This is a genomic window from Nocardioides luteus (genome assembly GCF_015752315.1).
Taxonomy (GTDB): Bacteria; Actinomycetota; Actinomycetes; order Propionibacteriales; family Nocardioidaceae; genus Nocardioides.
In genome coordinates this window covers 1,055,716-1,077,448 of record NZ_JADOVJ010000001.1, presented here as the reverse complement: position 1 = coordinate 1,077,448, position 21,733 = coordinate 1,055,716, and the positions used below count along the sequence as shown (strand labels likewise).

The following is a 21,733-nucleotide window of genomic DNA, read 5'->3' as shown; positions in this document are numbered from 1 at the left end:
GCCGGCATGACCACCACGCTCATCACGGGCGGCACGGTCGTCTCCGCGACCGGGCGCACCCAGGCCGACGTGCTCGTCGACGGCGAGAAGATCGTCGCGCTCATCTCGCCCGGAGCCAGTCCTTTCGGCACCATCGACGCAGACGTGACGATCGACGCGACCGGGAAGTACGTCATCCCCGGCGGCGTCGACGCCCACACCCACATGCAGCTGCCGTTCGGTGGCACCAACGCCTCCGACACCTTCGAGACCGGCACCCGGGCCGCGGCCTGGGGCGGCACCACGACGATCATCGACTTCGCGGTGCAGCGCTACGGCGAACGCGTACAGGACGGGCTGGCGCACTGGCACGAGCTGGCCGCCGGCAACTGCGCGATCGACTACGGGTTCCACCAGATCATCGGCGGGGTCGACGACGACTCGCTCAAGGCGATGGACACCCTCGTGGACGAGGGGGTCACCTCCTACAAGCTCTTCATGGCCTACCCGGGCGTCTTCTACTCCGACGACGCGCAGGTCCTGCGGGCGATGCAGAAGGCGACCGACCACGGCCTGCTGACCATGATGCACGCCGAGAACGGCCCGGCGATCGACGTGCTCGCCGCGCAGCTGGCCGAGTCGGGGAAGACGAGCCCCTACTACCACGGCATCGCGCGTGCCTGGCAGATGGAGGAGGAGGCCACCCATCGCGCGATCATGCTCGCCGACGTGACCGGGGCACCGCTCTACGTCGTGCACGTCAGTGCCAAGCAGGCCGTCGAGCAGCTCGCCGCCGCCCGGGACAAGGGCAAGAACGTGTTCGGCGAGACCTGCCCGCAGTACCTCTACCTCTCCCTCGAGGAGCAGCTCGGCGCTTCCTCGGAGGAGTGGGGCGACTTCGAGGGTGCCAAGTGGGTCTGCTCGACGCCGCTGCGTTCGCGCGCGGAGGGCCACCAGGACGCGATGTGGCAGGCGTTGCGCACCAACGACCTGCAGATGGTCTCCACCGACCACTGCCCCTTCTGCATGAAGGAGCAGAAGGAGCTCGGCAAGGACGACTTCCGGGCGATCCCCAACGGGATCGGCTCGATCGAGCACCGCGTCGACCTGCTCTACCAGGGTGTGGTGACCGGGCAGATCACTCTCGAACGATGGGTGGAGCTGATCGCGACCACGCCGGCGCGGATGTTCGGGCTCTACGGTCGCAAGGGCGTCATCGCGCCGGGAGCCGACGCCGACATCGTCGTCTACGACCCGGCCGGCCACACCTCCATCGGCATCGGGGAGGGCAGGACCCACCACATGAACATGGACCACTCCGCCTGGGAGGGCTACGAGATCGACGGCCACGTCGACGTGGTGCTCTCCCGCGGGTCCGTCGTCGTCGCCGACGGCGAGTTCCACGGCACCAAGGGCCACGGCAGCTACCTCAAGCGCGACCTCTCCCAGTACCTGGTGTGACGTCATGGACTTCGGTGTGGTGCTCCAGACCAACCCGCCCGCCTGGCGGGTCGTCGACCTGGCGAAGCGGGCCGAGGCGTACGGCTTCGACTACGTGTGGACCTTCGACAGCCACCTGCTGTGGATGGAGCCGTACGTCATCTACAGCCAGATCCTCGCCGAGACCCGCACGATCAAGGTCGGTCCGTTCGTCACCAACCCGGCGACCCGCGACTGGACGGTGACCGCGTCGGTCTTCGCAACGCTCAACGAGATGTACGGCAATCGCACCGTGTGCGGCATGGGCCGCGGCGACTCGGCGGTGCGGGTGCTCAACGGGAAGCCGTCCACGATCAAGGAGATGCGCGAGGCGACCCGGGTGATCCGCGAGCTCGCCAACCGGCGCCCGGTCGAGGTCAACGGCACCACGCTGCAGTTCCCGTGGGCGAAGCGCTCCGAGCTGGAGGTATGGATCGCCGCCTACGGCCCGCTCGCGCTGAAGGCGGCCGGCGAGGTCGGCGACGGGTTCATCCTGCAGCTCGCCGACCCCGACATCACCGAGTGGATGATCGGGGCGGTCAAAAAGGCCGCCACCGACGCCGGCCGCGACCCGGAGTCGCTGACGTTCTGCGTGGCCGCCCCTGCGTACGTCACCGACGGGTCGCCCGAGACGCTCGCGCACGCCCGGGAGCAGTGCCGGTGGTTCGGCGGGATGGTGGGCAACCACGTCGCCGACATCGTCGCCAAGTACGGCAGCGGCGCGGTCCCGCAGGCGCTCACCGACTACATCGAGGGCCGCGAGAGCTACGACTACAACGAGCACGGCCGGGCCGGGAACACCCACACCGGGTTCGTGCCCGACGAGATCATCGACCGGTTCTGCCTCCTCGGCTCCGTCGAGGAGCAGGTCGCCAAGCTCGAGCAGCTGAAGAGCCTCGGGGTCGACCAGTTCGCCGTCTACCTGCAGCACGACGCGATGGACCAGACCCTGGCCGCGTACGGCGATCTGGTGATCCCCCGGGTCAACCGGCCCGTGACAGCAAAGGCCTGAGCGTGGATCGCGTCCTCACCGGGGTCACCCGGACGGCGGCCGGGCTGCTCGGGCTGGCCCTGGTGGTCGCGCTGTGGGAGGGCTACAAGCAGCTCGGTCCCGAGTCCGGCTGGAGCATCGGCGAGGCGCGGATCCTGCCGAGGGCGACCGACCTGGCGATGCCGCACGTCTGGGAGATGGTCAGCCGACTCCTCGAGCCGGAGACCTCCGCCTCGACCTCGTCGCCGCTGTGGCTGGTCGTCCTCCAGGCGGCGCTGGTGTCACTGGGGATCGCCTGCGTCGGGCTGCTCGTCGGCACCGTCGTCGGTCTGGCGCTGGCGCTGGTCATGGATCGGTTCAGGCTTGCCGAGCACGGCCTGCTGCCGTGGATCGTGCTGTCCCAGACGGTGCCCCTGATCGCGTTCGCGCCGATGGTGAAGTCGTGGGGCTCCAACATCGCCGTCGGCGGCTGGGAGTGGCCGGCGTGGATGTCGGTCGCCGTGATCGCCTCCTACCTCGCCTTCTTCCCGATCGCTGTCGGAGCGCTGCGAGGGCTGCAGTCACCGACCGTGCAGCAGATCGAGCTCTTCACGACGTACGACGCCGGCTACTGGCCCACGCTGCGCAAGGTCAAGCTGCCCGCCGCCGTGCCCTACCTGCTCTCCGCGCTGCGTCTGGCGGCGGCCGCCGCCGTCGTCGGGACGGTCGTGGCGGAGGGCTCGATCGCCTACATGGACGGCATCGGGCGCAAGCTGATCGGCTACGGCGGCCAGGCCTCCGGCGACCCGGCCAAGGCCTGGGCGCCGATCTTCGGCGCGGCCGTGCTGGGACTGCTCGCCGCCGGCGTGGTCTGGCTCATCGGTGTCGCGCTGCGGCGCTACCGGCGGGGTGAGGCGGCATGATCGACGACGGAAAGGTCACCGTGACCCCTGATTCCCCCACGACGACGCCGACATCCGAGACCGCCGTCTCGCTGGCCGGCGTGACCAAGCAGTTCCCGAGCAAGCAGGGCCAGGTGCACGCGCTGGCCGACATCGACCTGGACATCGCACCGGGAGAGTTCGTCTCGCTCATCGGGCCATCGGGGTGCGGCAAGTCCACGCTGATGCGGCTGGTGGCCGATCTCGAGAGCCCGACGGCGGGGACGGTGCGGGTGTTCGGCAAGACCGCGTCGCGCGCCCGCCGGGACCAGGACTACGGGATCGCCTTCCAGCAGGCGGGCCTGTTGGCGTGGCGTACGGTCGTCGACAACATCGCCGTGCCGCTGGAGCTGCACAAGGTCTCCAGGCGCAGGCGGCAGGAGCGGGTCGCCGAGCTGGCGGCGCTGGTCGGGCTGGAGGAGTTCACCGGGCACTACCCGGACCAGCTCTCCGGCGGCATGCAGCAGCGGGTGGCGATCGCCCGCGCCCTCGCCGAGCAACCTCGGCTGCTGCTGATGGACGAGCCGTTCGGCGCGCTCGACGAGATGACCCGCGAGCGGCTCCAGACCGAGCTGTCCCGGCTGGTCCGCGAGACCGGAGCCGCGGTCGTCTTCGTCACCCACTCGATCCCGGAAGCGGCCTTCCTCTCCGAACGGGTGGTGGTGATGTCGCCGCGGCCGGGCCGGATCACCCGGATCGTGGACACCGGGATCGGCCCCGACGTCGTCCGCGACGAGGCGCTGCGCGAGTCGGAGCGCTTCTACGAGCTGGTCACCGAGGTCCGCGAGGCGCTGCACGCGAGACCCGCCCCCGACGAGCGCGCCCCCGAGGGAGCCGGCGCATGACACTGTCGCCCGCACGCCTGCTCGCCCCGCTCGTGGTGGGGCTGCTCGGCCTGGCCCTGTGGGCGCTCACCGTCGACGTGCTCGGCATCGGAACGTTCTTCCTTCCCGGCCCCGGCGAGGTCGTCACCGCGCTCGGGGAGAGCTGGGAGCCGATCCGGGCAGCCTTCCGGGTCACCGCGGTCAACTCGCTGTGGGGCCTGGCCGCGGGCGCCGTCCTGGGCATCGCGCTCGCCGGCATCGCCGCGACCGCCCGGCTCTTCGACGGCATGCTCGGCCCCCTGGTCGCGGTCCTCGCGGTCATCCCGATCGTCGCGATCGCGCCGCTGCTCTACACGATGCTCGGCACCGACCAGGAGTCCCCTCGGCGCATCATCGGCGGCATCGCCGCGTTCGTACCCGTCTTCGTCAACACCCTCCGCGGGCTGCGGCAGACCACTCCCCTGCAGCGCGACCTGATGAGGACGTACGCCGCCGGGCCGGTGCAGCGCTTCCGCACCGTCACGCTCCCCGTCGCGATCCCGTACGCCCTCACCGGGCTACGCGTGGCAGGGTCGCTTGCGGTCATCTCGGCGCTGGTCGCGGAGTACTTCGGCGGCGTCAACAACGGACTCGGCAGCGCCATCAAGAACGCCGCGACCACCAACCATGCCCGGGCATTCGCGTACGTCGGGGGCGCGATCGTGCTCGGCCTGCTGGTCTTCGCGATCACAGCCGCGCTGGAGCGGCTGGCGCACAGGGCCTACGGGCAACACCTCGACCACCGGAGGAAACGATGATGGGACGCGTACGACAGGGACTGGCGGCCGCGGCCGCCTTGACGCTGGCACTGGGGCTCGCCTCGTGCGGCAGCTCGGAGAGCGAGGGAGACGGCGACCTGACCCAGGTCAAGCTGCAGCTGCAGTGGCTGCCGCAGTCGCAGTTCGCCGGCTACTACGCGGCGATGGACCAGGGCTTCTTCGAGGACGAGGGGCTCGACGTCGAGATCATCCCCTCGGGCGGCGACATCGTGCCGCAGGACGCCCTGGCCAACGGCGACGTCGACTACGCCGTCGCCTGGGTGCCGAAGGTGCTGGGCTCGATCGAGGCCGGTGCCGAGCTGACCAACGTCGCCCAGATCTTCCAGCGCTCGGGCACTCTGCAGGTCTCCTGGGCAGACTCCGGCATCGAGTCGGTCGCGGACTTCGAGGGCAAGAAGATCGGTTCGTGGGGCTTCGGCAACGAGTGGGAGATCTTCGCCGCGATGGCCGCGGAGGGACTCGACTCCAAGTCCGTCTCGATCGTCACCCAGGACTTCAACATGAACGCGTTCCTCCAGGGCGACATCGACGCGGCGCAGGCGATGACCTACAACGAGTACGCCCAGCTGCTGGAGGCCGAGAACCCCAAGACCGGGAAGCTCTACCAGCCCTCCGACTTCAACGTCATCTCCTACGAGGACACCGAGGGCGCGATGCTGCAGGACGCCCTCTGGGCCGACACCGAGCGACTCTCCTCGGACGCCGACTACGAGGAGACGACCGTCAAGTTCCTCAAGGCGGTCGTCAAGGGCTGGGCCTACGCCCGCGACAACGCCGAGGAGGTCGCCCCGACCATGGCCGAGCACGAGTCGACCTGGGGCCCCTCCCACGAGCTGTGGATGCTCAACGAGACCAACAAGCTCATCTGGCCGGCCGAGAACGGGGTCGGGGTCATCGACGAGGCGGCCTGGAAGCAGACCGTCGACGGCGCGCTCTCGGCGACCAACGAGAAGGGCGAGAAGCTGATCACCAAGGCTCCGCCGGAGACGGCCTACTCCAACGAGTACATCGAGAAGGCGCTCGACGAGCTCGGCGACGAGGTCGACAGCAAGGGCACCGACTTCAAGCCCATCGAGGTGGAGGTCACCGCTGGTGGCGCGTGATTCAGTCGCGCATGGCACCTCAATGTAACGAAAACGTAGCCGTCGACCTGATATACCGTCGTAATCGGTACTCTTGTTCGGCGGCTACGTTGCTGTTTCCGGCGTAGAGTGAGTGCCAGATCCATGTCCATCCACGCACCCCAGGGGACAGCCTTGACCAGCGCCAGCGACGCCCGCGCGTACGACCTCGACCGATCCCACGTCTTCCACTCCTGGTCCGCCCAGGCGTCGCTGAAGCCGCTCGTCATCGCCGGCGGGCAGGGCTCGCGTGTGTGGGACGACTCGGGGCACACCTACCTCGACTTCTCCTCCCAGCTGGTCAACACCAACATCGGCCACCAGCACCCCCGGGTGGTGGAGGCGATCAAGAAGCAGGCCGAGACGCTGACCACGATCGCGCCGACGACGGCCAACCTGGCTCGTGGCGAGGCCGCCGAGCGGATCACCGACATCGCACCGGTCGGCTTCAACAAGGTCTTCTTCACCAACGCCGGCGCCGACGCGATCGAGAACGCGATCCGGATGGCCAGGATCCACACCGGCCGCGACAAGGTGCTCTCGACCTACCGCTCCTACCACGGCAACACCGGCGCCGCGATCGTCGCGACGGGCGACTGGCGACGGATCCCGAACGAGTACGCCCGCGGCCACGTGCACTTCTTCGGCCCCTACCTCTACCGCTCGGAGTTCTGGGCGACCACGCCGGAGCAGGAGTCCGAGCGCGCCCTCCACCACCTGCGCCGGGTCATCGAGGCCGAGGGTCCCGCCTCCATCGCGGCGATCCTCCTCGAGACCATCCCGGGCACGGCCGGGATCATGATCCCGCCCCCGGGCTATCTCCCTGGGGTGAGGGCGCTGGCCGACGAGTTCGGGATCGTACTCATCCTCGACGAGGTCATGGCCGGCTTCGGCCGCACCGGCGAGTGGCTCGCGCTGGACGCCTACGACGTCGTCCCCGACCTGATCACCTTCGCCAAGGGGGTCAACTCGGGCTACGTACCGGCCGGTGGGGTGATCATCTCCGACCCGGTCGCGGCGACCTTCGACGACCAGGTCTTCCCCGGCGGCCTCACCTACTCCGGCCACCCGCTCGCGATGGCGTCGATCGTGGCGACCATCGAGGCGATGAACGAGGAGGGCATCGTCGACAACGCCGCGACCATCGGCACCGACCACATCGCCCCCGGGCTGGCCGCGCTGGCCGAGAAGCACGACGTGATCGGCGAGGTGCGCGGCACCGGGGTCTTCTGGGCCCTCGAGCTCGTCGCCGACCGCGAGACGCGGGAGCCGCTCCCGGCGGCGACGATGGGCCGGATCAAGTCCGACCTCATCGCCCGCAACCTGATCCCGTTCATCATGGAGAACCGCATCCACGTGGTGCCTCCGTGCGTCGTCACCCCCGACGAGGTCGCCGAGGCGATCTCGATCTACGACGACGTGCTCGGCTCGCTGTAACACTCAAAGGACGCATGAAATGACCGATCTCCCCATCCTCGACCACTGGATCGGCGGGGCCACCAACCCCGGCACCGGCACCCGTCTCGGCGACGTCTACAACCCCGCGTTGGGCACCGTCCAGAAGCACGTACGCTTCGCCTCGGCCGCCGACGTCGACACCGCCGTCACCGCGGCGAAGAAGGCCTACGACGAGTGGAGCGAGACCTCGCTGACGCGGCGTACGGCCGTGCTCTTCAAGTTCCGCGAGCTGCTCAACGCCCGCAAGGGCGAGCTCGCCGAGATCCTGACCGCCGAGCACGGCAAGGTGCTCTCGGACGCCGCCGGCGAGATCGCCCGCGGGCTCGAGGTCGTCGAGTTCGCCTGCGGGCTCTCCCACCTGCTCAAGGGCACCGTCTCCGAGCAGGTCTCCACCGGGGTCGACGTGACCACCCTGAAGCAGCCGCTCGGGGTCGTGGGCATCATCAGCCCGTTCAACTTCCCGGCGATGGTGCCGATGTGGTTCTTCCCGATCGCGATCGCGGCCGGCAACACGGTGGTGATCAAGCCGTCGGAGAAGGACCCGACCGCGTCGAACTGGATCGCGGAGCTGTGGGCCGAGGCGGGGTTGCCCGACGGCGTCTACAACGTCGTCCACGGTGACAAGGAGGCGGTCGACGCGCTCCTCGACAACCCCGACGTCGCCTCGATCTCCTTCGTCGGCTCCACCCCGATCGCCCGCTACGTCTACGAGCGCGGCACCGCCGCCGGCAAGCGCGTCCAAGCGCTCGGCGGTGCGAAGAACCACATGCTCGTCCTGCCCGACGCCGACCTCGACCTGGTCGCCGACTCGGCGGTCAACGCGGGCTTCGGATCGGCCGGTGAGCGCTGCATGGCGATCTCGGTGGTGCTCGCGGTCGACTCGGTGGCCGACAGCCTGATCTCGAAGATCACCTCCCGGATGGCCACGCTCAAGACCGGCGACGGCACCCGCGGCACCGACATGGGCCCGCTGATCACCGGGGCTCACCGCGACAAGGTGGCGAGCTATGTCGACGTGGCGGCCGCCGACGGCGCCGAGGTCGTCGTCGACGGCCGCGGGATCGACGTGGACGGCGACCCCAACGGGTTCTGGGTCGGGCCGACGTTGGTCGACCGGGTGCCGACCACCTCGACCGTCTACACCGAGGAGATCTTCGGCCCGGTGCTCTCGGTCGTCCGCGTCTCCGGCTACGAGGAGGGCCTGGAGCTGATCAACTCGGGCCAGTTCGGCAACGGCACCGCGATCTTCACCAACGACGGCGGCGCTGCGCGCCGGTTCCAGCGTGAGGTGCAGGTCGGCATGGTCGGTGTGAACGTGCCGATCCCCGTGCCGGTCGCCTACCACTCCTTCGGCGGCTGGAAGGCGTCGCTGTTCGGCGATGCGAAGGCCTACGGTCCCGCCGGGCTGGACTTCTTCACCCGCGAGAAGGCCGTCACCACCCGGTGGCTCGACCCCTCGCACGGCGGGATCAACCTCGGGTTCCCGCAGAACTCCTAGCCGCCTACCCGGTCAGTAGTCGTAGTCGTCGTCGGGGCCGCCCGCGTCGAGCTTCTGCTCGGCGTAGTCGGCCTCGTCGACGTCGTCCGGCGCCGAGGTGGCGGTCTCCTCGGCGTCCAGCGGCGCCTCGTCGTCGACGGTGGTCTTCACGACGTCGGTCGCCTGCTCCTCGAGGTCTGCTTCTGCTGCGTACTCGCTCATCTACCCTCGCTCAGATCGATCGATGTGCTCGGTCTCCAGTAGACCACCGGCGGGCGGGAGTCGCCACGACCAGCTGTGGCTCGGCTGCCTCAGCGGCGACGGGGCGCCCCCAGAGCCAGCCGCAGGTCCTGCTTCAGCGTGGTGTACGCCACCTTGGGCTGCTTGTTCACGTCCCAGAGCAGCGCGTAGCCCTGTCCTTCGAACCAGCCCGGTACCCACGAGTGGGTGTCGTCGATGCCCCAGACCGTGAACGAGGTGCAGGCGCGTACGGCCAGACAGGCCTGGAGCATCTGCGAGAACTCGTAGGGATGGGCGAAGAGCGCCAGATTGTCCGTCGGGACCTGGGTCTCGGCGGAGTCGACGAAGGTGCGTACGTCGGCCTCGGTGACGGCGACCTTCAGCCCCAGGTCGGCGTAGCGCTGCAGGTCGGCGCGGAACCGCTCGCCGGAGAAGCCGTACTGGGTGTCGAGGTGACCCTGGTTGCCGATCCCGTGGATCGGCACACCCTGGGCGATCAGCTCCTTGGCCCAGTTGTAGACCGCGGTCGACTTGGCGCTGTTCCCGTCCTCACCGGCGATGTTGTAGTCGTTGTAGAACAGCTGGGCCTTGGGGTCGGCGGCATGGGCCCAGCGGAAGGCGTCGGCGACGATGCCGGTGCCGAGGTGCTTGATCCAGAAGTTGTCGCCGTTCATGCCGTTGGGGAGCGGGGCGGGGCTCCAGGAGTCGGCGAAGAACTCGTTGGCGACGTCCCACTGGTAGACCTTGCCGCGGAAGTGGCGGACCTCGTCGGTGATGTGCTTCTTGAGGATCGCGCGGAGCTCGCCGGCGCTGATCGTCCCGTTGGCGACGCCCTCGGTCAGCCAGGCCGGGTTCTGGTTGTGCCAGAGCAGGGTGTGACCGCGCACCTTCTGGCCATGGGCCTCGGCGAACTCGACGACGGCGTCGGCACCCGACCAGTCGTAGGTGCCGCGGGTGGGCTCGACGGTCTCCCACTTCATCTCGTTCTCGGGGGTGAGGCTGGAGAACTCGTCGGCGGCGATGCCGGCGAGCACGTCGTCGGCCAGCACCTCGGGGTTGACCGCGACCCCGACGCGCAGGCCGATCTGGGAGCCGTAGGAGCGGAGCGAGTCCGACGGGGGCTGGAAGCCTCGCGGCTCAGCGTAAGCGGTGGATGACGCGGTGCCGGCGACTGCGACCGTCGCGGCGACGGCGGCGGCCAGATAGCGAATTTTCACGGTGCCTCCAGTCAATAAGTGTGATCGGCATCACAGACTGGCCTTGGTGGAGCGGGGTTGTCAATCGTTGTCGATAACGTTTTCTGAAGAGGCGCGCAGAAGCTCGCACCCGGCTACGATCCGATTCATGCGCACCGAGACCCCTGCCCGCGAAGCTCCCGGATCGACGTGGGCCCGCAGCTATGACTACACCGCCCGCGCGCTCGTGCGACCACGTTCCGTGGAGGACGTACGCGACCTCGTGCTGCGCGAGCCACGACTGCGGGCGCTGGGCTCTCGGCACTCCTTCACCGATCTGGCGGACACCTCGGGAGTGCTGGTCTCGCTCGACGCCCTGGAGTCCTCGCCGAGCCTGGCCGGGGAGGTCGTCCGGGTGCCCGGCGGGATGCGCTACGGCGAGCTCGCCGCCTGGCTCGAGGAGCGCGGCCGGGCGCTGCCCAACCTCGCCTCGCTCCCCCACATCTCCGTGGCCGGAGCGGTCGCGACGGGCACCCACGGCTCCGGGATCGGCAACGGGTCGCTGGCCACGTCCGTGACCGCGCTGGAGATCGTCGACGGCCGGGGCGAGCTGGTGCGCGTGGAGGCCGGGTCCCCCGACTTCGCGGGAGCCGTGGTGGGCATCGGCGCCCTGGGAGTCGTGACTCATCTCGAGCTGGCGACCTCGCCGACCTACCAGATCAGGCAGACGGTCCACGACGGCCTCACCTACGTTGACCTGCGAGAACATCTCACCGAGATCCTCGGGGCGGCCTACTCGGTCTCGATCTTCACGCGTTGGGAGGACGAGCCGGACGGCTCTGTCGGCCGGGTCTGGGTGAAGTCGCGCTCGACGACTCCGGAGATCCCCGGGACGGTCCTCGCGGCCCAGCCTCGCCATGTCATCCCCGGTCTCGACCCGGCCCCGTGCACCGAGCAGCTCGGGGTGCCGGGACCGTGGCACGAGCGGCTGCCCCACTTCCGGCTCGACTTCCAGCCCAGCGTCGGCGCGGAGCTGCAGAGCGAATACCTGGTGCCTCTCGACCGCGCCCAGGAAGCCGTCGACGCCGTCCGGTCGCTCGCCGACCGGGTCCGGCCGCTGCTGCAGGTCGGCGAGATCCGCGCGGTCGCGGCCGACGACCTGTGGCTCTCCCCCGCCTACGGCACCGACGTGCTGGCGCTGCACTTCACCTGGAACGCCGACCCGGTCGGCGTGGGCGAGCTCCTGCCCGAGCTGGAGCAGCGGCTCCCGGCCGGAACGCGGCCCCACTGGGGCAAGCTCTTCGCCACCTCGGAGCCCGGCGCCGGTTTCCCGCGCTGGGACGACTTCAAGGACCTGGTTCGCCGCTTCGACCCGGACCGCCGGTTCTGGAACGCCTGGCTGGCCCGGGTGCTCGACTGACCTGCCTGGGCTGAGACTTCCGGGGTAGTCCGGTGGCGTCAGCTCTCCAGGAACTGCCGGTGGTTGCGGATCACCTCGGCGATGATCACGTTGAGGATCTTCTCGGCGAACTCCGGGTCGAGGCCGGCGTCGTCGGAGAGGCGGCGGAGCCGCTCGATCTGGATCGCCTCGCGGTTGGGGTCGGCAGGAGGAAACCCCGCGCGCGCCTTCAGCCGGCCCACCTGCTCGGTGCACTTGAAGCGCTCGGCGAGAAGGTGGACGAGGGCGGCGTCGAGGTTGTCGATGCTGCCGCGCAGACGGAGGAGCTCTTCGTGGGCGGCGCTATCGGGTTCGGTCACAGCGCTATCAAACCTGATGGCGGCCGCGGAGCCACGACGAGTCTTACTCGCCGGACTCCTTCGAGGCCTGCTCGGCCAGCGCCTTGTCGATGTCGAGGTCGACGACCGCGTCGATGACCTGCTTGAGCGCGGGCGCGGGCAGCGCACCGGGCTGGGAGAAGACGAGGTTGCCCTTCTTGAAGGCCATCAGCGTCGGGATCGAGGTGATGTTGGCGGCACCGGCGAGCGCCTGCTCGGCCTCGGTGTCGACCTTGCCGAAGACGATCTCCGGGTGCTCCTCGGAGGCGGCGTCGTAGATCGGGCTGAACTGGCGGCACGGGCCGCACCAGGACGCCCAGAAGTCGACGAGAACGATCTCGTTGTCGGTGACGGTGCTCTCGAAGTTCTCTGCGCCGAGCTCGACGGTGGGCATGGGGCTCTCACTTCCGGTCTGAATTCGTGTGCGCGCCGGATCGGCGGACACGTACGCCTCAACGCACGGGTGTCGCTGAGGATTCCCGGGGCGCCTGCCCGCGGGATCAGGGAAGGCGCTTGGCCTTCGGCCCGATGTGCCGCTCGATGCGGCTGCGTGGCTGCCCGGTCAGCTTGGCGACGATCGGCACCCGGAAAACGTAGCCACCGACGGCCGCCGCGACGAGGAGGAGAATGATCCAGAACATGTGAGCAAGCGTACGCCGCAGCACCCAGGCCCCACCTCAGGATTCTCCCTGAGATGGGGCCCGGATCGAGTCCCGGAGACCGGGTCAGGCGGCGCGACGACCCCGGCGGCCCGACTCGCGCTTGCGCAGCGCGTCGGTGAGCAGCGAGACCAGGGCCTCGAGCTGCACGTCGGCGGAGTCGGTGACCTCCTCGTCGGAGCCGTCCAGGGCACGAGCCGCGAGTCCGGCCTTGGAGTCGATCAGCTCGGCGATCCGGGTGTCGATGGTCTGGCTCGCGATGATGCGCCAGGCCGTGACGGGCTCGGTCTGGCCGATGCGGTGGACCCGGTCGATCGCCTGGGTCTGCTCGGCGTCGGTCCAGGAGAGCTCGGCCAGGACCAGGTTGGAGGCGGCCTGCAGGTTGACGCCGACACCGGCGGCGGTCAGCGAGCAGACGATGATCTCGACCTCGGGGTCGTTCATGAACTCGTCGATGGCCTTCTCGCGCGCCTTCGAGGTCTGGTCGCCGCGGATCGTGGAGTAGCGGATGCCGCGCTCCTCGAAGAGCTTCTGCGCGGTGTCCATGACCTCGATGTGCTTGGCGAAGAAGACGACCTTGCCGACGTTGCGCGCCAGCTGGGCGGCGTAGTCGGCGGCCAGCGACGCCTTCGCCCGGCCGATGCGGCGCATCATGCCGAAGACGTTCTCGCCGGTGGAGGCGTCCTGGTCCTCGCGCTCCCAGGTGGCGACCCGACGGATCAGCTCGAGGTCGAGCTCGCCCGGAGCCGGCTTGGCGCCGGTCACCCGGGTCTCGATCGCGGTGTCGTAGCGCTGCATCATCCGCTTGGCCAGCTCGGCCTCGGCGGCCCGGATCGAGCGGCCCTCGGCGTCGTCGAGCTCGACCGGGAGGTCGGCCACGCGCCGCGCCGGGATGTCGCTGGCGACGTCGATCTTGCGGCGGCGCACGATGCCCTGGTTGACGACGACACGGCGAGCGGCGCCGTAGAAGCTGTTGTCCTGCGGGGTCAGCCCGGTCTCCTCGAGCCCCTCGAGCAGCCCGTTGAGCGGCTTGACGTCGTCGATCCAGCCGAGGAACTGCCAGATCGCCCGGAAGTCCTCGATGTCGTTGATCAGCGGGGTCCCGGTCAGGGCCATCAGCAGCGGGTTGGCCGTACGCTGCCGGATCTTCTCCGAGAGGGCCAGCACGTGCTGGGAACGCTGGGAGGACTTGTTCTTGATGAAGTGGGCCTCGTCGACGACCATGCCCTTGAAGCCGAACTCGCCGAGCCAGCCGACGTGGCGGTCGAGGATCTCGTAGTTGACCACGATGATGTCGGCGAAGCCGTCGATGTCCTCACCGTTGCCGTGCACGACGGTCGCCTTCTTGGACGGCGTCCAGAGGCTGACCTCGCGGGCCCAGTTGGCCTTGACGACGTTGGGCACGACCACCAGCAGCGGGTAGGCGTTGGCCGCCTCGGCGGCGAGCAGCGCCTGGGCGGTCTTGCCGAGGCCGGGCTCGTCGGCCAGCAGGTAGGAGCGGTGTCCCTCGGCCGCCGAGGCGACGAGCTGCGCCTGGTGGTGCATGAGCTCGCGGGTGCCGGGCGCGTCGACGTGGCCGGGGCCGTAGGCGGGCGGGTCGGGCAGCGGCATGCAGGACGGCCCGGAGTCGGCGTACTCGAAGCTGCGGAACAGCGGCCCGAGGAGCTCCCAGCCGGAGAGCCGGCGGGCGTGCACCGGCGGGCGGGCGTTGGTGAAGTCGGGCGCCAGGAAGGGGTTGGAGAGCTGGCGCTGGATGACGCTCGTCGGGACCACGCGCTTGTCGGGGACGACGACGGCGGGGGTCTCGTCCTCGTCCTCCTCCTCGTCCTCGGGCACGTCGACGCCACCACGGGCCATCAGCTCGTGCTTGAGGTCGACGGCGGCCTCGGAGATCTCGGCGTCCTCGGCGAGGAGCTCGAACAGACGCGAGTCCATGGTCGCGGTCTTGGCCAGGATCGTGGCGATCCCGTCCAGACGCTTGAGCTGCTCGGCGCGACGGCCCTCGTTGAGGGTCTCGTCCTCGAGCACGCGGTGGCGCTCGTCTCGGGCGAGCAGCGCGACGACCTGGAACTTGGTCCGTACGTCGGGCATCGCCGAGCGGCGCTGAACCGCCGACTCGACCTCGCGGACGACCTGAGCGAGCACCGGGATGATGCCCTCGTTGTCCTTGTGGACGCCCTTGCGGCGACCGTTCTGCCCGGACTTGCCGGCGTTGCCGTTGCTACGTGAACGGCCGGACCGGTTGTTGCGCCGGGTAGCGGCTCCCTGAGCCAACTGAATCCTCCTTGGGCCACGCACGGGTGAGTGGCATGTCCAAATGCCGACCCTCATCGGCCGGTCGCCCTCCCAGGGCTCGCGCAGGTCGATGGCTGACGACTGACGACCGCGTACAACAGCGGATACCCGCGATCGGCGCCTCATCGACCGGGCAGTGACTCGTTCGGTCCCCACGACGAACGTCCACGAGCCGGGCGCTTGCAGCGAGTGTAACCCCACCCACACCCGTTAGTGGAAGTCTCGTTCGGTGTTTTCTGTCGATTGATCAAACATGCGTGTCAGGCAGGCCGCGGACGCGCCCGGTAGAACTCGCGTGCGCGCCGTCCGAGACGCTTGGTGGCGGTGTCCGAGAGCACCACGCCGAGCGGGATGTTGAGCACCGGGATGCCGCGCAGGAAGACACGCCGGGCCACCCGGGCACCGACGAGCTGCGCCATCCCCTTGGTCGCCTCGACGGTCTTGTTGGCCGCCCAGCGGGAGGCGGCACGGACGCCGAACCGGCTGCCCGCGGTGCCGGCCGCACTGCCGCCGCCGGCGAAGAGCAGCTCCACGCCGGCGAGCCTGAGGAACTCGTCGATCCGGGCCGGGTCCTCCAGATCCTGCCCGTACGCCGCGGCGATGTGCATCACCAGCCGCTGCTCGATCCACGCCAGGGCGACCAGGTCCCCGAGGATCGCCGTGCCGGCCGCGGCCACGACAGCCGCGGGACCGCCGATGACGGCCGGCACCTCGGCGACCGCGATCATCGCGCCACCGCCGGCGCCCTGCAGGCGGGCGAGCCAGCGGTGCTTCCTGATCAGCTCGTCGACGTACGCCTCGGTGTCGAAGCCGGGCTCCTCGCGGTCCGCGGCGACCTTCCTGGCGATCTCCGGACCCTGCGTGGCCACCAGGTGCCCGACCAGCACCTGCGGCGCCGCCGGACCTGCCTTGATCAGCTCCTTGACCGGGAACTTCGGCTTCTTGCTCATCTGCCCTCCGCGTCGTTCGACGACGGTGTCGCCGCCTGATGAGCCGAACCTATCCGAGGCCGGACCCGGTCCGGCGCTACGACTCAGTCGTTCAGATACTGGTCCGCCCACGCCGAGATGATCCGCGCGGCGCGCTGGGCCTGGCCGCGCTTCGTGAGGAGGTGGTCGGAGCCCTCGAGCGCCACGAAGGAGCGCGGGTGGCGGGCGGTGTTGAAGATGTCGGAGGCGTTCTCGATGCCGACCGTGGTGTCGGTGGGGCTGTGCATGACCAGGAGCGGCTTCTTGAGCTGCATGATCTTGTGGCGCAGGTCGGCGCGGCGTACGTCATGGACGAAGGCCTTGCGCAGGGTCAGCGACTTGCCGCCGGCCATCCACGGCGCCTCGCCGTCCTCCATGACCCGGGAGAGCACGGCGTCGTAGTTGTGCTCGACGTGGGCCGGCTGGAACGGGGCGCCGACGGTGGCGACGGCGTCGACCCCGACCGCCTCGCTGGCCGCGGCCAGGACCGCCGCACCGCCGAAGGAGTGGCCGACGAGGAGCTCGGACGGGGTGCCGCGCTCGGCCATGAAGCGGGTGGCCTCGACGGTGTCGGCGACCTTGTGGGTGAAGGAGCCGTCGCCCCAGTCTCCCTCGGAGTCACCGAGCCCGAGGTTGTCGAAGCGCAGCATCCCGATGCCCTCGGCGGCCAGCTGCTTGCAGATCCGCGCGGCGGCCGGAGAGTCCTTCCCGAGGGTGAAGCCGTGGCTGAACACTCCCCAGCCACGCACCTCACCCTCGGGCAGGTCGATGAGACCGGCCAGCATGGGTCCGGACGTACTCTTGAAGGTCACCTTCTCAGCCACGCACAGGATTCTCGCAGAGTCCGGCGCGACCGCTCAGGTGTGCTCAGCCCAGCTCAGCGCTCGACGTAGAACAGGCGCTTGTTGAGGAACTCGTCGATCCCGAGCGGGCCGAGCTCGCGGCCGAAGCCGGAGCGCTTGGTGCCGCCGAAGGGGACGTCGGCGCCCTCGCCGGCCGGGGTGTTGACGTTGGCCATGCCGACGTCGAGCTGCTGGGCGACGGCGATCGCGCGAGCCTCGTCGGTGGAGAAGACGGCACCGCCGAGGCCGTACTCGACCGCGTTGGCCAGCTCGACGGCCTCCTCGTCCGTGCTCACCTTGTAGACCACGGCGACCGGGCCGAAGAGCTCCTCGGTGTAGGCGCGCATCTCGGGGGTGACGTCGGTGAGGACGGCGGGTGCGAAGAACGCGTCGGGGCCGTCGGAGATCTCGCCGCCGGCGTGGAGCGTGGCGCCCTTGTCGACCGCGTCCTGGATCTGCGCGCGCAGCGCCTCGGCCGCCTTGCGGGCCACCAGCGGGGAGTAGACGGTGTCGTCGCCGTCCTCCCCCTCGAGCGGCTTCATCGCGGCGGCGCGCTTGGTGAGGGCCGCGACGAAGTCGTCGTAGACGCCCTCGTTCACGATCATCCGCTTGTTGCCGTTGCAGACCTGGCCGACGTTCTCCATCCGGGTCGCCCAGGCGGTCTCGGCGGCCTCGTCGATGTCGTCGGAGTCGAGGATGATGTAGGGGTCGGAGCCGCCGAGCTCGAGGACGACCTTCTTCAGGTTGCGGCCGGCGGCCTCGGCGACCGCCGTGCCGGCGCGCTCGGAGCCGGTCAGGGAGACCGCGCGGACCCGCGGGTCGGCGATCATCGTGGCGATCTGCTCGTGGGTGGCGTAGAGGTTCTGGTAGACGCCCTCGGGAAGGCCGGCGTCCTCGAAGATCTTCGCGATCGCGGCCGAGGAGCGCGGGCAGTTCTCGGCGTGCTTGAGGATCACGGTGTTGCCGGCGACCAGGTTGGGCGCGGCGAAGCGGGCGACCTGGTAGTAGGGGTAGTTCCACGGCATCACGCCGAGGACCGGGCCGAGCGGGAGGCGCTGGATGACGGCCTTGCCCTCGTGGCCGGGCAGGTCGGTCTCCTTGAGGAGCTCGGGGCCGTGGTCGGCGTAGTAGGCGGTGATCTCGCCGGAGAACTCCGCCTCGCCCGCGCCCGAGGAGGTCTTCTTGCCCATCTCGGTGCGGATGATCGAGCCGAGCTCCGCGGCGCGCTCGGTGAAGAGGTCCGCGGCGCGCTTCACGATCGCGGAGCGCTCCTCGATCGGGGTCGCGCGCCAGGCTTCGTACGCCTTCTGGGACCGCGCCAGCGCCTCCTCCACCTCGGCGTCGGTGGCGAACGGGAAGGTCTCGATCACTTCACCCGTGGCGGGGTCGGTCACCTGGTAGGGAGGCGTGGTGCTCATCGTCGTCCTCTTCGATCGGGGCTGCTTTGAGTGCGATGATACGTGGTTTTAGGCCACTTGTAATGACGGAACCGTTACTATTTACCGGTTTTCGCAACTGAATCCGAAGTTAGGACACGTTCTAGAATGTGCTCATGGATCTTGCATTCTTCCGGCGCACCGATGACGGCTTCGAGCCTACGCCGATGGCTCGCAGCATGTGGGCCGACGACCACATGCACGGAGTGGCCGCCAGCGGCCTGATCGCCCGCGGCCTCGAGGACCAGATCGAGGTCCTCGGCCGGGCCGCCGAGCTGGTGCCGTCGCGCTACCACGTCGACCTGTTCCGGCCGCCGCGGATGGTGCCGACGAGGATCCGCACGAGCGTCGTACGCAACGGCCCCCGCATCGCGTTGCTCGACGCCGAGATGGTCCAGTCGTCCGGCGACGGCTCGGAACAGGTGGTGGCCCGGGCGACCTGCACCTATCTGCTCACCGGCGAGAACCCGGCCGGCGAGGTCTGGTCGGCGACCGATCGCGCCACTCCCCCGCCGCTCGAGGTGGCGCCGCCGACCTCCGAGCCGCACGTACCCTTCTTCGTCTCCGACAACCCCTGGTCCGACGACTTCGGCAAGCACCAGAACGCCGGGCGCCACGTCACCTGGCAGGTCGCGGTCCCGACCGTCGCCGGCGAGCCGATGACCCCGTTCCAGACCGTGGCCTCCATCGCCGACGCCACCTCGATGGTCACCAACTGGGGCAGCAACGGCGTCGAGTGGATCAACACCGACATCTCCCTCGCCCTCGCCCGCCGCCCCGCCGGCATGGAGGTCGGCCTCGCCACCATCGACCACGTCGCCCACGAGGGCATCTCCGTCGGCACCGCCGAGGTCTTCGACCGCGAGGGCACCATCGGCACCGCCACCGTCACCGCCCTCGCCAACGCCAAGCGCACCGTCGACTTCACCGCTCCCGTCGAAGGTGGTCCGGCGACGCCGGTCTAGGCCTGCCGAGGCGTCGGCCCGGTCGGCCGAGGCGTCACTCGCGTCGGCCGAGACGTCACCGGGGTGACGTCTCGACCGACGTACCTGACGCCTCGGCCGACGCTTGTGCCTTCTCGGCGAGCGCGAGGTTCTGGTCGATCAGGGCCGCCATGAGAGCCCGTTGTCGGGTAGGGGTCAGGCCGAAGCCGGAGGGCGTGAAGTCGGGGGTGGCCAGGGACTCGTCGATGCCGTGGAGGCGGGCGGTGGCGTGGTTGACGTCGGCGATGGCCTGCCGGAGGGCGGCGGTGGCGGGATCCCGGGCGCCGGGGTCGCCGACGAGGTTGAGTACGCCGGTGATCCCGAGCCGACGCTCGCCACCGACCCGGTCCAGGGCCGCCAGGAGCGCTTCCCCGGCCGGACCGAGCGGCGCGAGATCCGCAGGGAACGGGTAGGTGGCGCGCAGGCGCGAGGGGTTGTAGCGGTAGGCGGTGTTGAGCATGGTGCCGCCCGCGCGCATCGCCCAGACGCGGTGGAGGTCCGAGGCCAGGAACGCGTACGCAGCCGCATCCTGCGTCGGGTAGACGACCAGACCGTTGGAGAAGACATGGTCGGCACCGACCAGCACCGGCCACAGGTGCTTGCTGTGCTTGCTGAACGCGATGACGTGCGACAGCCCGGCGGCGTCGCGGTAGAGCTCGTCGACCGGGCTGAGGAAGCCCCACCAGCGCTCCTTCAGCTGGGGGTACTTCACGAACTGGCGGCGGCGCTCGGCCCGCACCTTGGACCGCACCAGGCGTGCGAGCGCGCGGTCCTCGGCGAGCTCCTCGAGCCCCAGCTTGCCGAGGTCGAGCACGAAGCGGGAGGCGGTCGAGCCGCACGGAGTGACCAGGTCCTCGCCGCTCAGATAGGGCCGCACCGTGTGACCGAGGGGCCCGGCACCGAGCTTCTGCGCGTCGGACGGGGTCAGCACGAGCGAGCGCCCGAGCACGATCGTGCCCTGGTAGCCGTGGGGCAGCGGGACGTCGAGGTCCAGCCGCGCCGGCTCCGGGAGCGAGAAGCCGTCCTCGAGCGTCCCGGTGATCGCGGGGACCTCGCGGCCGTCGAGCCACGCGCTGTCGAGCGGCCGGGTGGTGAGCCAGATCTTCGCGAACCGCACCCCTGCCGTCGGCCACGGGGCCGACCGCTCCGCCCGGGCGACCTGCCAGCCGCGGTCGAGGAGCGCGCCGAGCCCGAACCGTGCGGTGTCGCCCTCGCTGATCGAGTCGGTCGTGATCAGCCCGATCTCGCCTCGGCTGAGGGCGGCGGCGCGGAGCAGGAAGTAGATGACGTAGTCGGCCCGCCTCGTCGTGCCGGCGGCGAGCGTGTGCGCGAGATAGTCGCGCAGCTGCTGGCCGATCGCGTCGCGCACCCGCTTCACACCGAGGTAGGGCGGGTTGCCGACCACCGCGTCGAAGCCGCCGCGCGCCATCACCTCGGGGGCGACCAGCGCCCAGTGGATCGGCCGGACCGCGGGAACGGGAAGACGCCGGGCGCGGCCCAGCGCTGCGTACGCCTCCTCGAGCCGCTTCCCCGGCCGGCCGCCCAGCGGCAGCGCGACCGCGACCATCGCATCGGCGTAGGCCTTCGGGTCGCCGAGGCCGGCAGGCAGATCCTCGGCGTCGACCAGCCCGACCAGCGAGTTGCCGCACAGGATCCGGTCGTCGAGGAAGGTCAGCGGGAGCGAGGGGTCCTCGCAGAGCAGCCAGAGCGACAGCTTCGCGAGGTCGACCGCGACCGGGTCGATGTCGGCGCCGTAGAGACATCTGCCGACGACCTCGGCCATCGGCAGCCGGCACGACGTCGCGAGGTAGCGGGCGGAGGCGAGGAGGAAGACACCGGTCCCGGCGGCGATGTCGACCACCGTCGCGTCCGGGGCGGCGATCGGCGCCAGGGTGTGCGCGACGACCTCGTCGGCGAGCTCGGGCGGGGTGTAGTGGGCGCCGTTGTCGCGCCGGGAGGAGTCCTCGAGCAGCGCCTCGTAGACGTAGCCGATCTCCTCCAGGACCAGGTCGTCCGCTCCCATCCCGTCCGGGAACAGATAGTTCGACAGCAGATGATCCGGCAGCGGATGGTCCGCGGCAGGCACGAGCAGCCCCGCTTCGTCGAGCGCGGAGTCGGTGAGCACCATGCCCCGCTCCTCCGCGAACGCCGCCACGACCCGGCGCATCACCGCGACCACCGCCGAGGGGCCGCCGCCCAGCTCGGCCACGGCCGACCGCGCACGGGTGCGCAGTCCTCGGGCCGTGATCACAGGATGAACCTTAGAACGCCCGCAGGTTCGGGGAGGCGAAC

Annotated in this window: 20 protein-coding genes; 10 read left to right on the top strand and 10 right to left on the bottom strand. The window is 69.9% G+C overall.

Features of this window, described 5'->3' with window-relative positions; all coding sequences use genetic code 11:
• The first annotated feature begins 6 nt into the window (after window positions 1-6).
• From hydA to HD557_RS05150, 8 genes are all read left to right on the top strand, one after another.
• Window positions 7-1,440: a dihydropyrimidinase gene (hydA, locus tag HD557_RS05185; protein WP_008362037.1), complete on the top strand. Its 1,434-nt coding sequence runs from the start codon at window positions 7-9 to the stop codon at window positions 1,438-1,440.
• A 4-nt stretch (window positions 1,441-1,444) separates the two neighbouring features.
• Window positions 1,445-2,470: a TIGR03842 family LLM class F420-dependent oxidoreductase gene (locus tag HD557_RS05180; RefSeq protein ID WP_196873138.1), complete on the top strand. Its 1,026-nt coding sequence runs from the start codon at window positions 1,445-1,447 to the stop codon at window positions 2,468-2,470.
• Window positions 2,471-2,472: 2 nt separating this feature from the next.
• Window positions 2,473-3,351 carry an ABC transporter permease gene (locus HD557_RS05175; protein ID WP_196873137.1) on the top strand — a complete coding sequence of 293 codons (879 nt, stop codon included), beginning with the start codon at window positions 2,473-2,475 and terminating at the stop codon, window positions 3,349-3,351.
• The gene (locus HD557_RS05170; protein ID WP_196873136.1) at window positions 3,348-4,214 is read left to right on the top strand and encodes an ABC transporter ATP-binding protein; all 867 of its coding nucleotides are present in this window, start codon (window positions 3,348-3,350) and stop codon (window positions 4,212-4,214) included. Before HD557_RS05175 ends, HD557_RS05170 begins: the two co-directional genes overlap by 4 nt.
• Entirely contained in the window at window positions 4,211-4,990 is a 780-nt protein-coding gene (locus HD557_RS05165) for an ABC transporter permease (RefSeq protein WP_196873135.1), read from the top strand. The genes HD557_RS05170 and HD557_RS05165 overlap by 4 nt, the downstream gene beginning before the upstream one ends.
• Window positions 4,990-6,114 (top strand): ABC transporter substrate-binding protein, encoded by a 1,125-nt coding sequence (locus tag HD557_RS05160; protein WP_196873134.1) that lies wholly within the window; start codon window positions 4,990-4,992, stop codon window positions 6,112-6,114. Before HD557_RS05165 ends, HD557_RS05160 begins: the two co-directional genes overlap by 1 nt.
• Before the next feature lie 153 nt (window positions 6,115-6,267).
• Window positions 6,268-7,569, top strand: coding sequence for an aspartate aminotransferase family protein (locus HD557_RS05155; RefSeq protein ID WP_008362028.1), 1,302 nt, complete (start codon window positions 6,268-6,270; stop codon window positions 7,567-7,569).
• Between the two features lie 19 nt (window positions 7,570-7,588).
• Window positions 7,589-9,088 carry a CoA-acylating methylmalonate-semialdehyde dehydrogenase gene (locus tag HD557_RS05150; RefSeq protein WP_196873133.1) on the top strand — a complete coding sequence of 500 codons (1,500 nt, stop codon included), beginning with the start codon at window positions 7,589-7,591 and terminating at the stop codon, window positions 9,086-9,088.
• Window positions 9,089-9,100: 12 nt separating this feature from the next.
• On the opposite strand, the gene HD557_RS05145 is transcribed toward HD557_RS05150, so the two are convergent.
• Both HD557_RS05145 and HD557_RS05140 read right to left on the bottom strand, forming a co-directional pair.
• Window positions 9,101-9,289, bottom strand: a complete 189-nt coding sequence (locus HD557_RS05145) for a hypothetical protein (protein ID WP_196873132.1) — start codon at window positions 9,287-9,289, stop codon at window positions 9,101-9,103.
• 89 nt (window positions 9,290-9,378) lie between these two features.
• On the bottom strand, window positions 9,379-10,524 hold the full coding sequence (locus HD557_RS05140) for an endo-1,4-beta-xylanase (RefSeq protein ID WP_196873131.1): 1,146 nt from the start codon (window positions 10,522-10,524) through the stop codon (window positions 9,379-9,381).
• A 127-nt stretch (window positions 10,525-10,651) separates the two neighbouring features.
• Between HD557_RS05140 and HD557_RS05135 the strand changes: the two genes are divergently transcribed.
• The gene (locus HD557_RS05135) at window positions 10,652-11,902 is read left to right on the top strand and encodes an FAD-binding protein (protein WP_196873130.1); all 1,251 of its coding nucleotides are present in this window, start codon (window positions 10,652-10,654) and stop codon (window positions 11,900-11,902) included.
• Window positions 11,903-11,940: 38 nt separating this feature from the next.
• On the opposite strand, the gene HD557_RS05130 is transcribed toward HD557_RS05135, so the two are convergent.
• The 7 genes from HD557_RS05130 to HD557_RS05100 form a co-directional block, all read right to left on the bottom strand.
• Window positions 11,941-12,240 carry a chorismate mutase gene (locus tag HD557_RS05130; RefSeq protein WP_196873129.1) on the bottom strand — a complete coding sequence of 100 codons (300 nt, stop codon included), beginning with the start codon at window positions 12,238-12,240 and terminating at the stop codon, window positions 11,941-11,943.
• A gap of 43 nt (window positions 12,241-12,283) precedes the next feature.
• Window positions 12,284-12,652: a thioredoxin gene (gene trxA, locus HD557_RS05125; RefSeq protein WP_196873128.1), complete on the bottom strand. Its 369-nt coding sequence runs from the start codon at window positions 12,650-12,652 to the stop codon at window positions 12,284-12,286.
• 106 nt (window positions 12,653-12,758) lie between these two features.
• On the bottom strand, window positions 12,759-12,899 hold the full coding sequence (locus HD557_RS05120; RefSeq protein WP_196873127.1) for a hypothetical protein: 141 nt from the start codon (window positions 12,897-12,899) through the stop codon (window positions 12,759-12,761).
• Window positions 12,900-12,983: 84 nt separating this feature from the next.
• Window positions 12,984-15,191, bottom strand: a complete 2,208-nt coding sequence (locus HD557_RS05115; protein ID WP_008362013.1) for a DEAD/DEAH box helicase — start codon at window positions 15,189-15,191, stop codon at window positions 12,984-12,986.
• Window positions 15,192-15,472: 281 nt separating this feature from the next.
• Window positions 15,473-16,162 carry an EcsC family protein gene (locus HD557_RS05110; protein ID WP_196873125.1) on the bottom strand — a complete coding sequence of 230 codons (690 nt, stop codon included), beginning with the start codon at window positions 16,160-16,162 and terminating at the stop codon, window positions 15,473-15,475.
• An 83-nt stretch (window positions 16,163-16,245) separates the two neighbouring features.
• Window positions 16,246-17,004 carry an alpha/beta hydrolase family protein gene (locus tag HD557_RS05105; RefSeq protein ID WP_196873124.1) on the bottom strand — a complete coding sequence of 253 codons (759 nt, stop codon included), beginning with the start codon at window positions 17,002-17,004 and terminating at the stop codon, window positions 16,246-16,248.
• A 53-nt stretch (window positions 17,005-17,057) separates the two neighbouring features.
• Window positions 17,058-18,440, bottom strand: a complete 1,383-nt coding sequence (locus HD557_RS05100) for an NAD-dependent succinate-semialdehyde dehydrogenase (protein ID WP_008362010.1) — start codon at window positions 18,438-18,440, stop codon at window positions 17,058-17,060.
• Between the two features lie 134 nt (window positions 18,441-18,574).
• Between HD557_RS05100 and HD557_RS05095 the strand changes: the two genes are divergently transcribed.
• A complete protein-coding gene (locus HD557_RS05095) occupies window positions 18,575-19,423 on the top strand; it encodes an acyl-CoA thioesterase domain-containing protein (RefSeq protein ID WP_196873123.1) in 849 nt (282 codons plus the stop codon).
• A gap of 55 nt (window positions 19,424-19,478) precedes the next feature.
• Here the strand turns inward: HD557_RS05095 and HD557_RS05090 are convergent, their stop codons facing one another.
• The gene (locus HD557_RS05090; RefSeq protein ID WP_196873122.1) at window positions 19,479-21,692 is read right to left on the bottom strand and encodes an Eco57I restriction-modification methylase domain-containing protein; all 2,214 of its coding nucleotides are present in this window, start codon (window positions 21,690-21,692) and stop codon (window positions 19,479-19,481) included.
• Between the last annotated feature and the right edge of the window lie 41 nt (window positions 21,693-21,733).

Coding starts and splice junctions, on each gene's coding strand:
- hydA (WP_008362037.1), top strand. CDS start 7: ATGACCACCACGCTCATCACGGGCGGCACGGTCGTCTCCGCGACCGGG.
- HD557_RS05180 (WP_196873138.1), top strand. CDS start 1,445: ATGGACTTCGGTGTGGTGCTCCAGACCAACCCGCCCGCCTGGCGGGTC.
- HD557_RS05170 (WP_196873136.1), top strand. CDS start 3,348: ATGATCGACGACGGAAAGGTCACCGTGACCCCTGATTCCCCCACGACG.
- HD557_RS05165 (WP_196873135.1), top strand. CDS start 4,211: ATGACACTGTCGCCCGCACGCCTGCTCGCCCCGCTCGTGGTGGGGCTG.
- HD557_RS05160 (WP_196873134.1), top strand. CDS start 4,990: ATGGGACGCGTACGACAGGGACTGGCGGCCGCGGCCGCCTTGACGCTG.
- HD557_RS05150 (WP_196873133.1), top strand. CDS start 7,589: ATGACCGATCTCCCCATCCTCGACCACTGGATCGGCGGGGCCACCAAC.
- HD557_RS05145 (WP_196873132.1), bottom strand. CDS start 9,289: ATGAGCGAGTACGCAGCAGAAGCAGACCTCGAGGAGCAGGCGACCGAC.
- HD557_RS05135 (WP_196873130.1), top strand. CDS start 10,652: ATGCGCACCGAGACCCCTGCCCGCGAAGCTCCCGGATCGACGTGGGCC.
- trxA (WP_196873128.1), bottom strand. CDS start 12,652: ATGCCCACCGTCGAGCTCGGCGCAGAGAACTTCGAGAGCACCGTCACC.
- HD557_RS05120 (WP_196873127.1), bottom strand. CDS start 12,899: ATGTTCTGGATCATTCTCCTCCTCGTCGCGGCGGCCGTCGGTGGCTAC.
- HD557_RS05110 (WP_196873125.1), bottom strand. CDS start 16,162: ATGAGCAAGAAGCCGAAGTTCCCGGTCAAGGAGCTGATCAAGGCAGGT.
- HD557_RS05100 (WP_008362010.1), bottom strand. CDS start 18,440: ATGAGCACCACGCCTCCCTACCAGGTGACCGACCCCGCCACGGGTGAA.
- HD557_RS05095 (WP_196873123.1), top strand. CDS start 18,575: ATGGATCTTGCATTCTTCCGGCGCACCGATGACGGCTTCGAGCCTACG.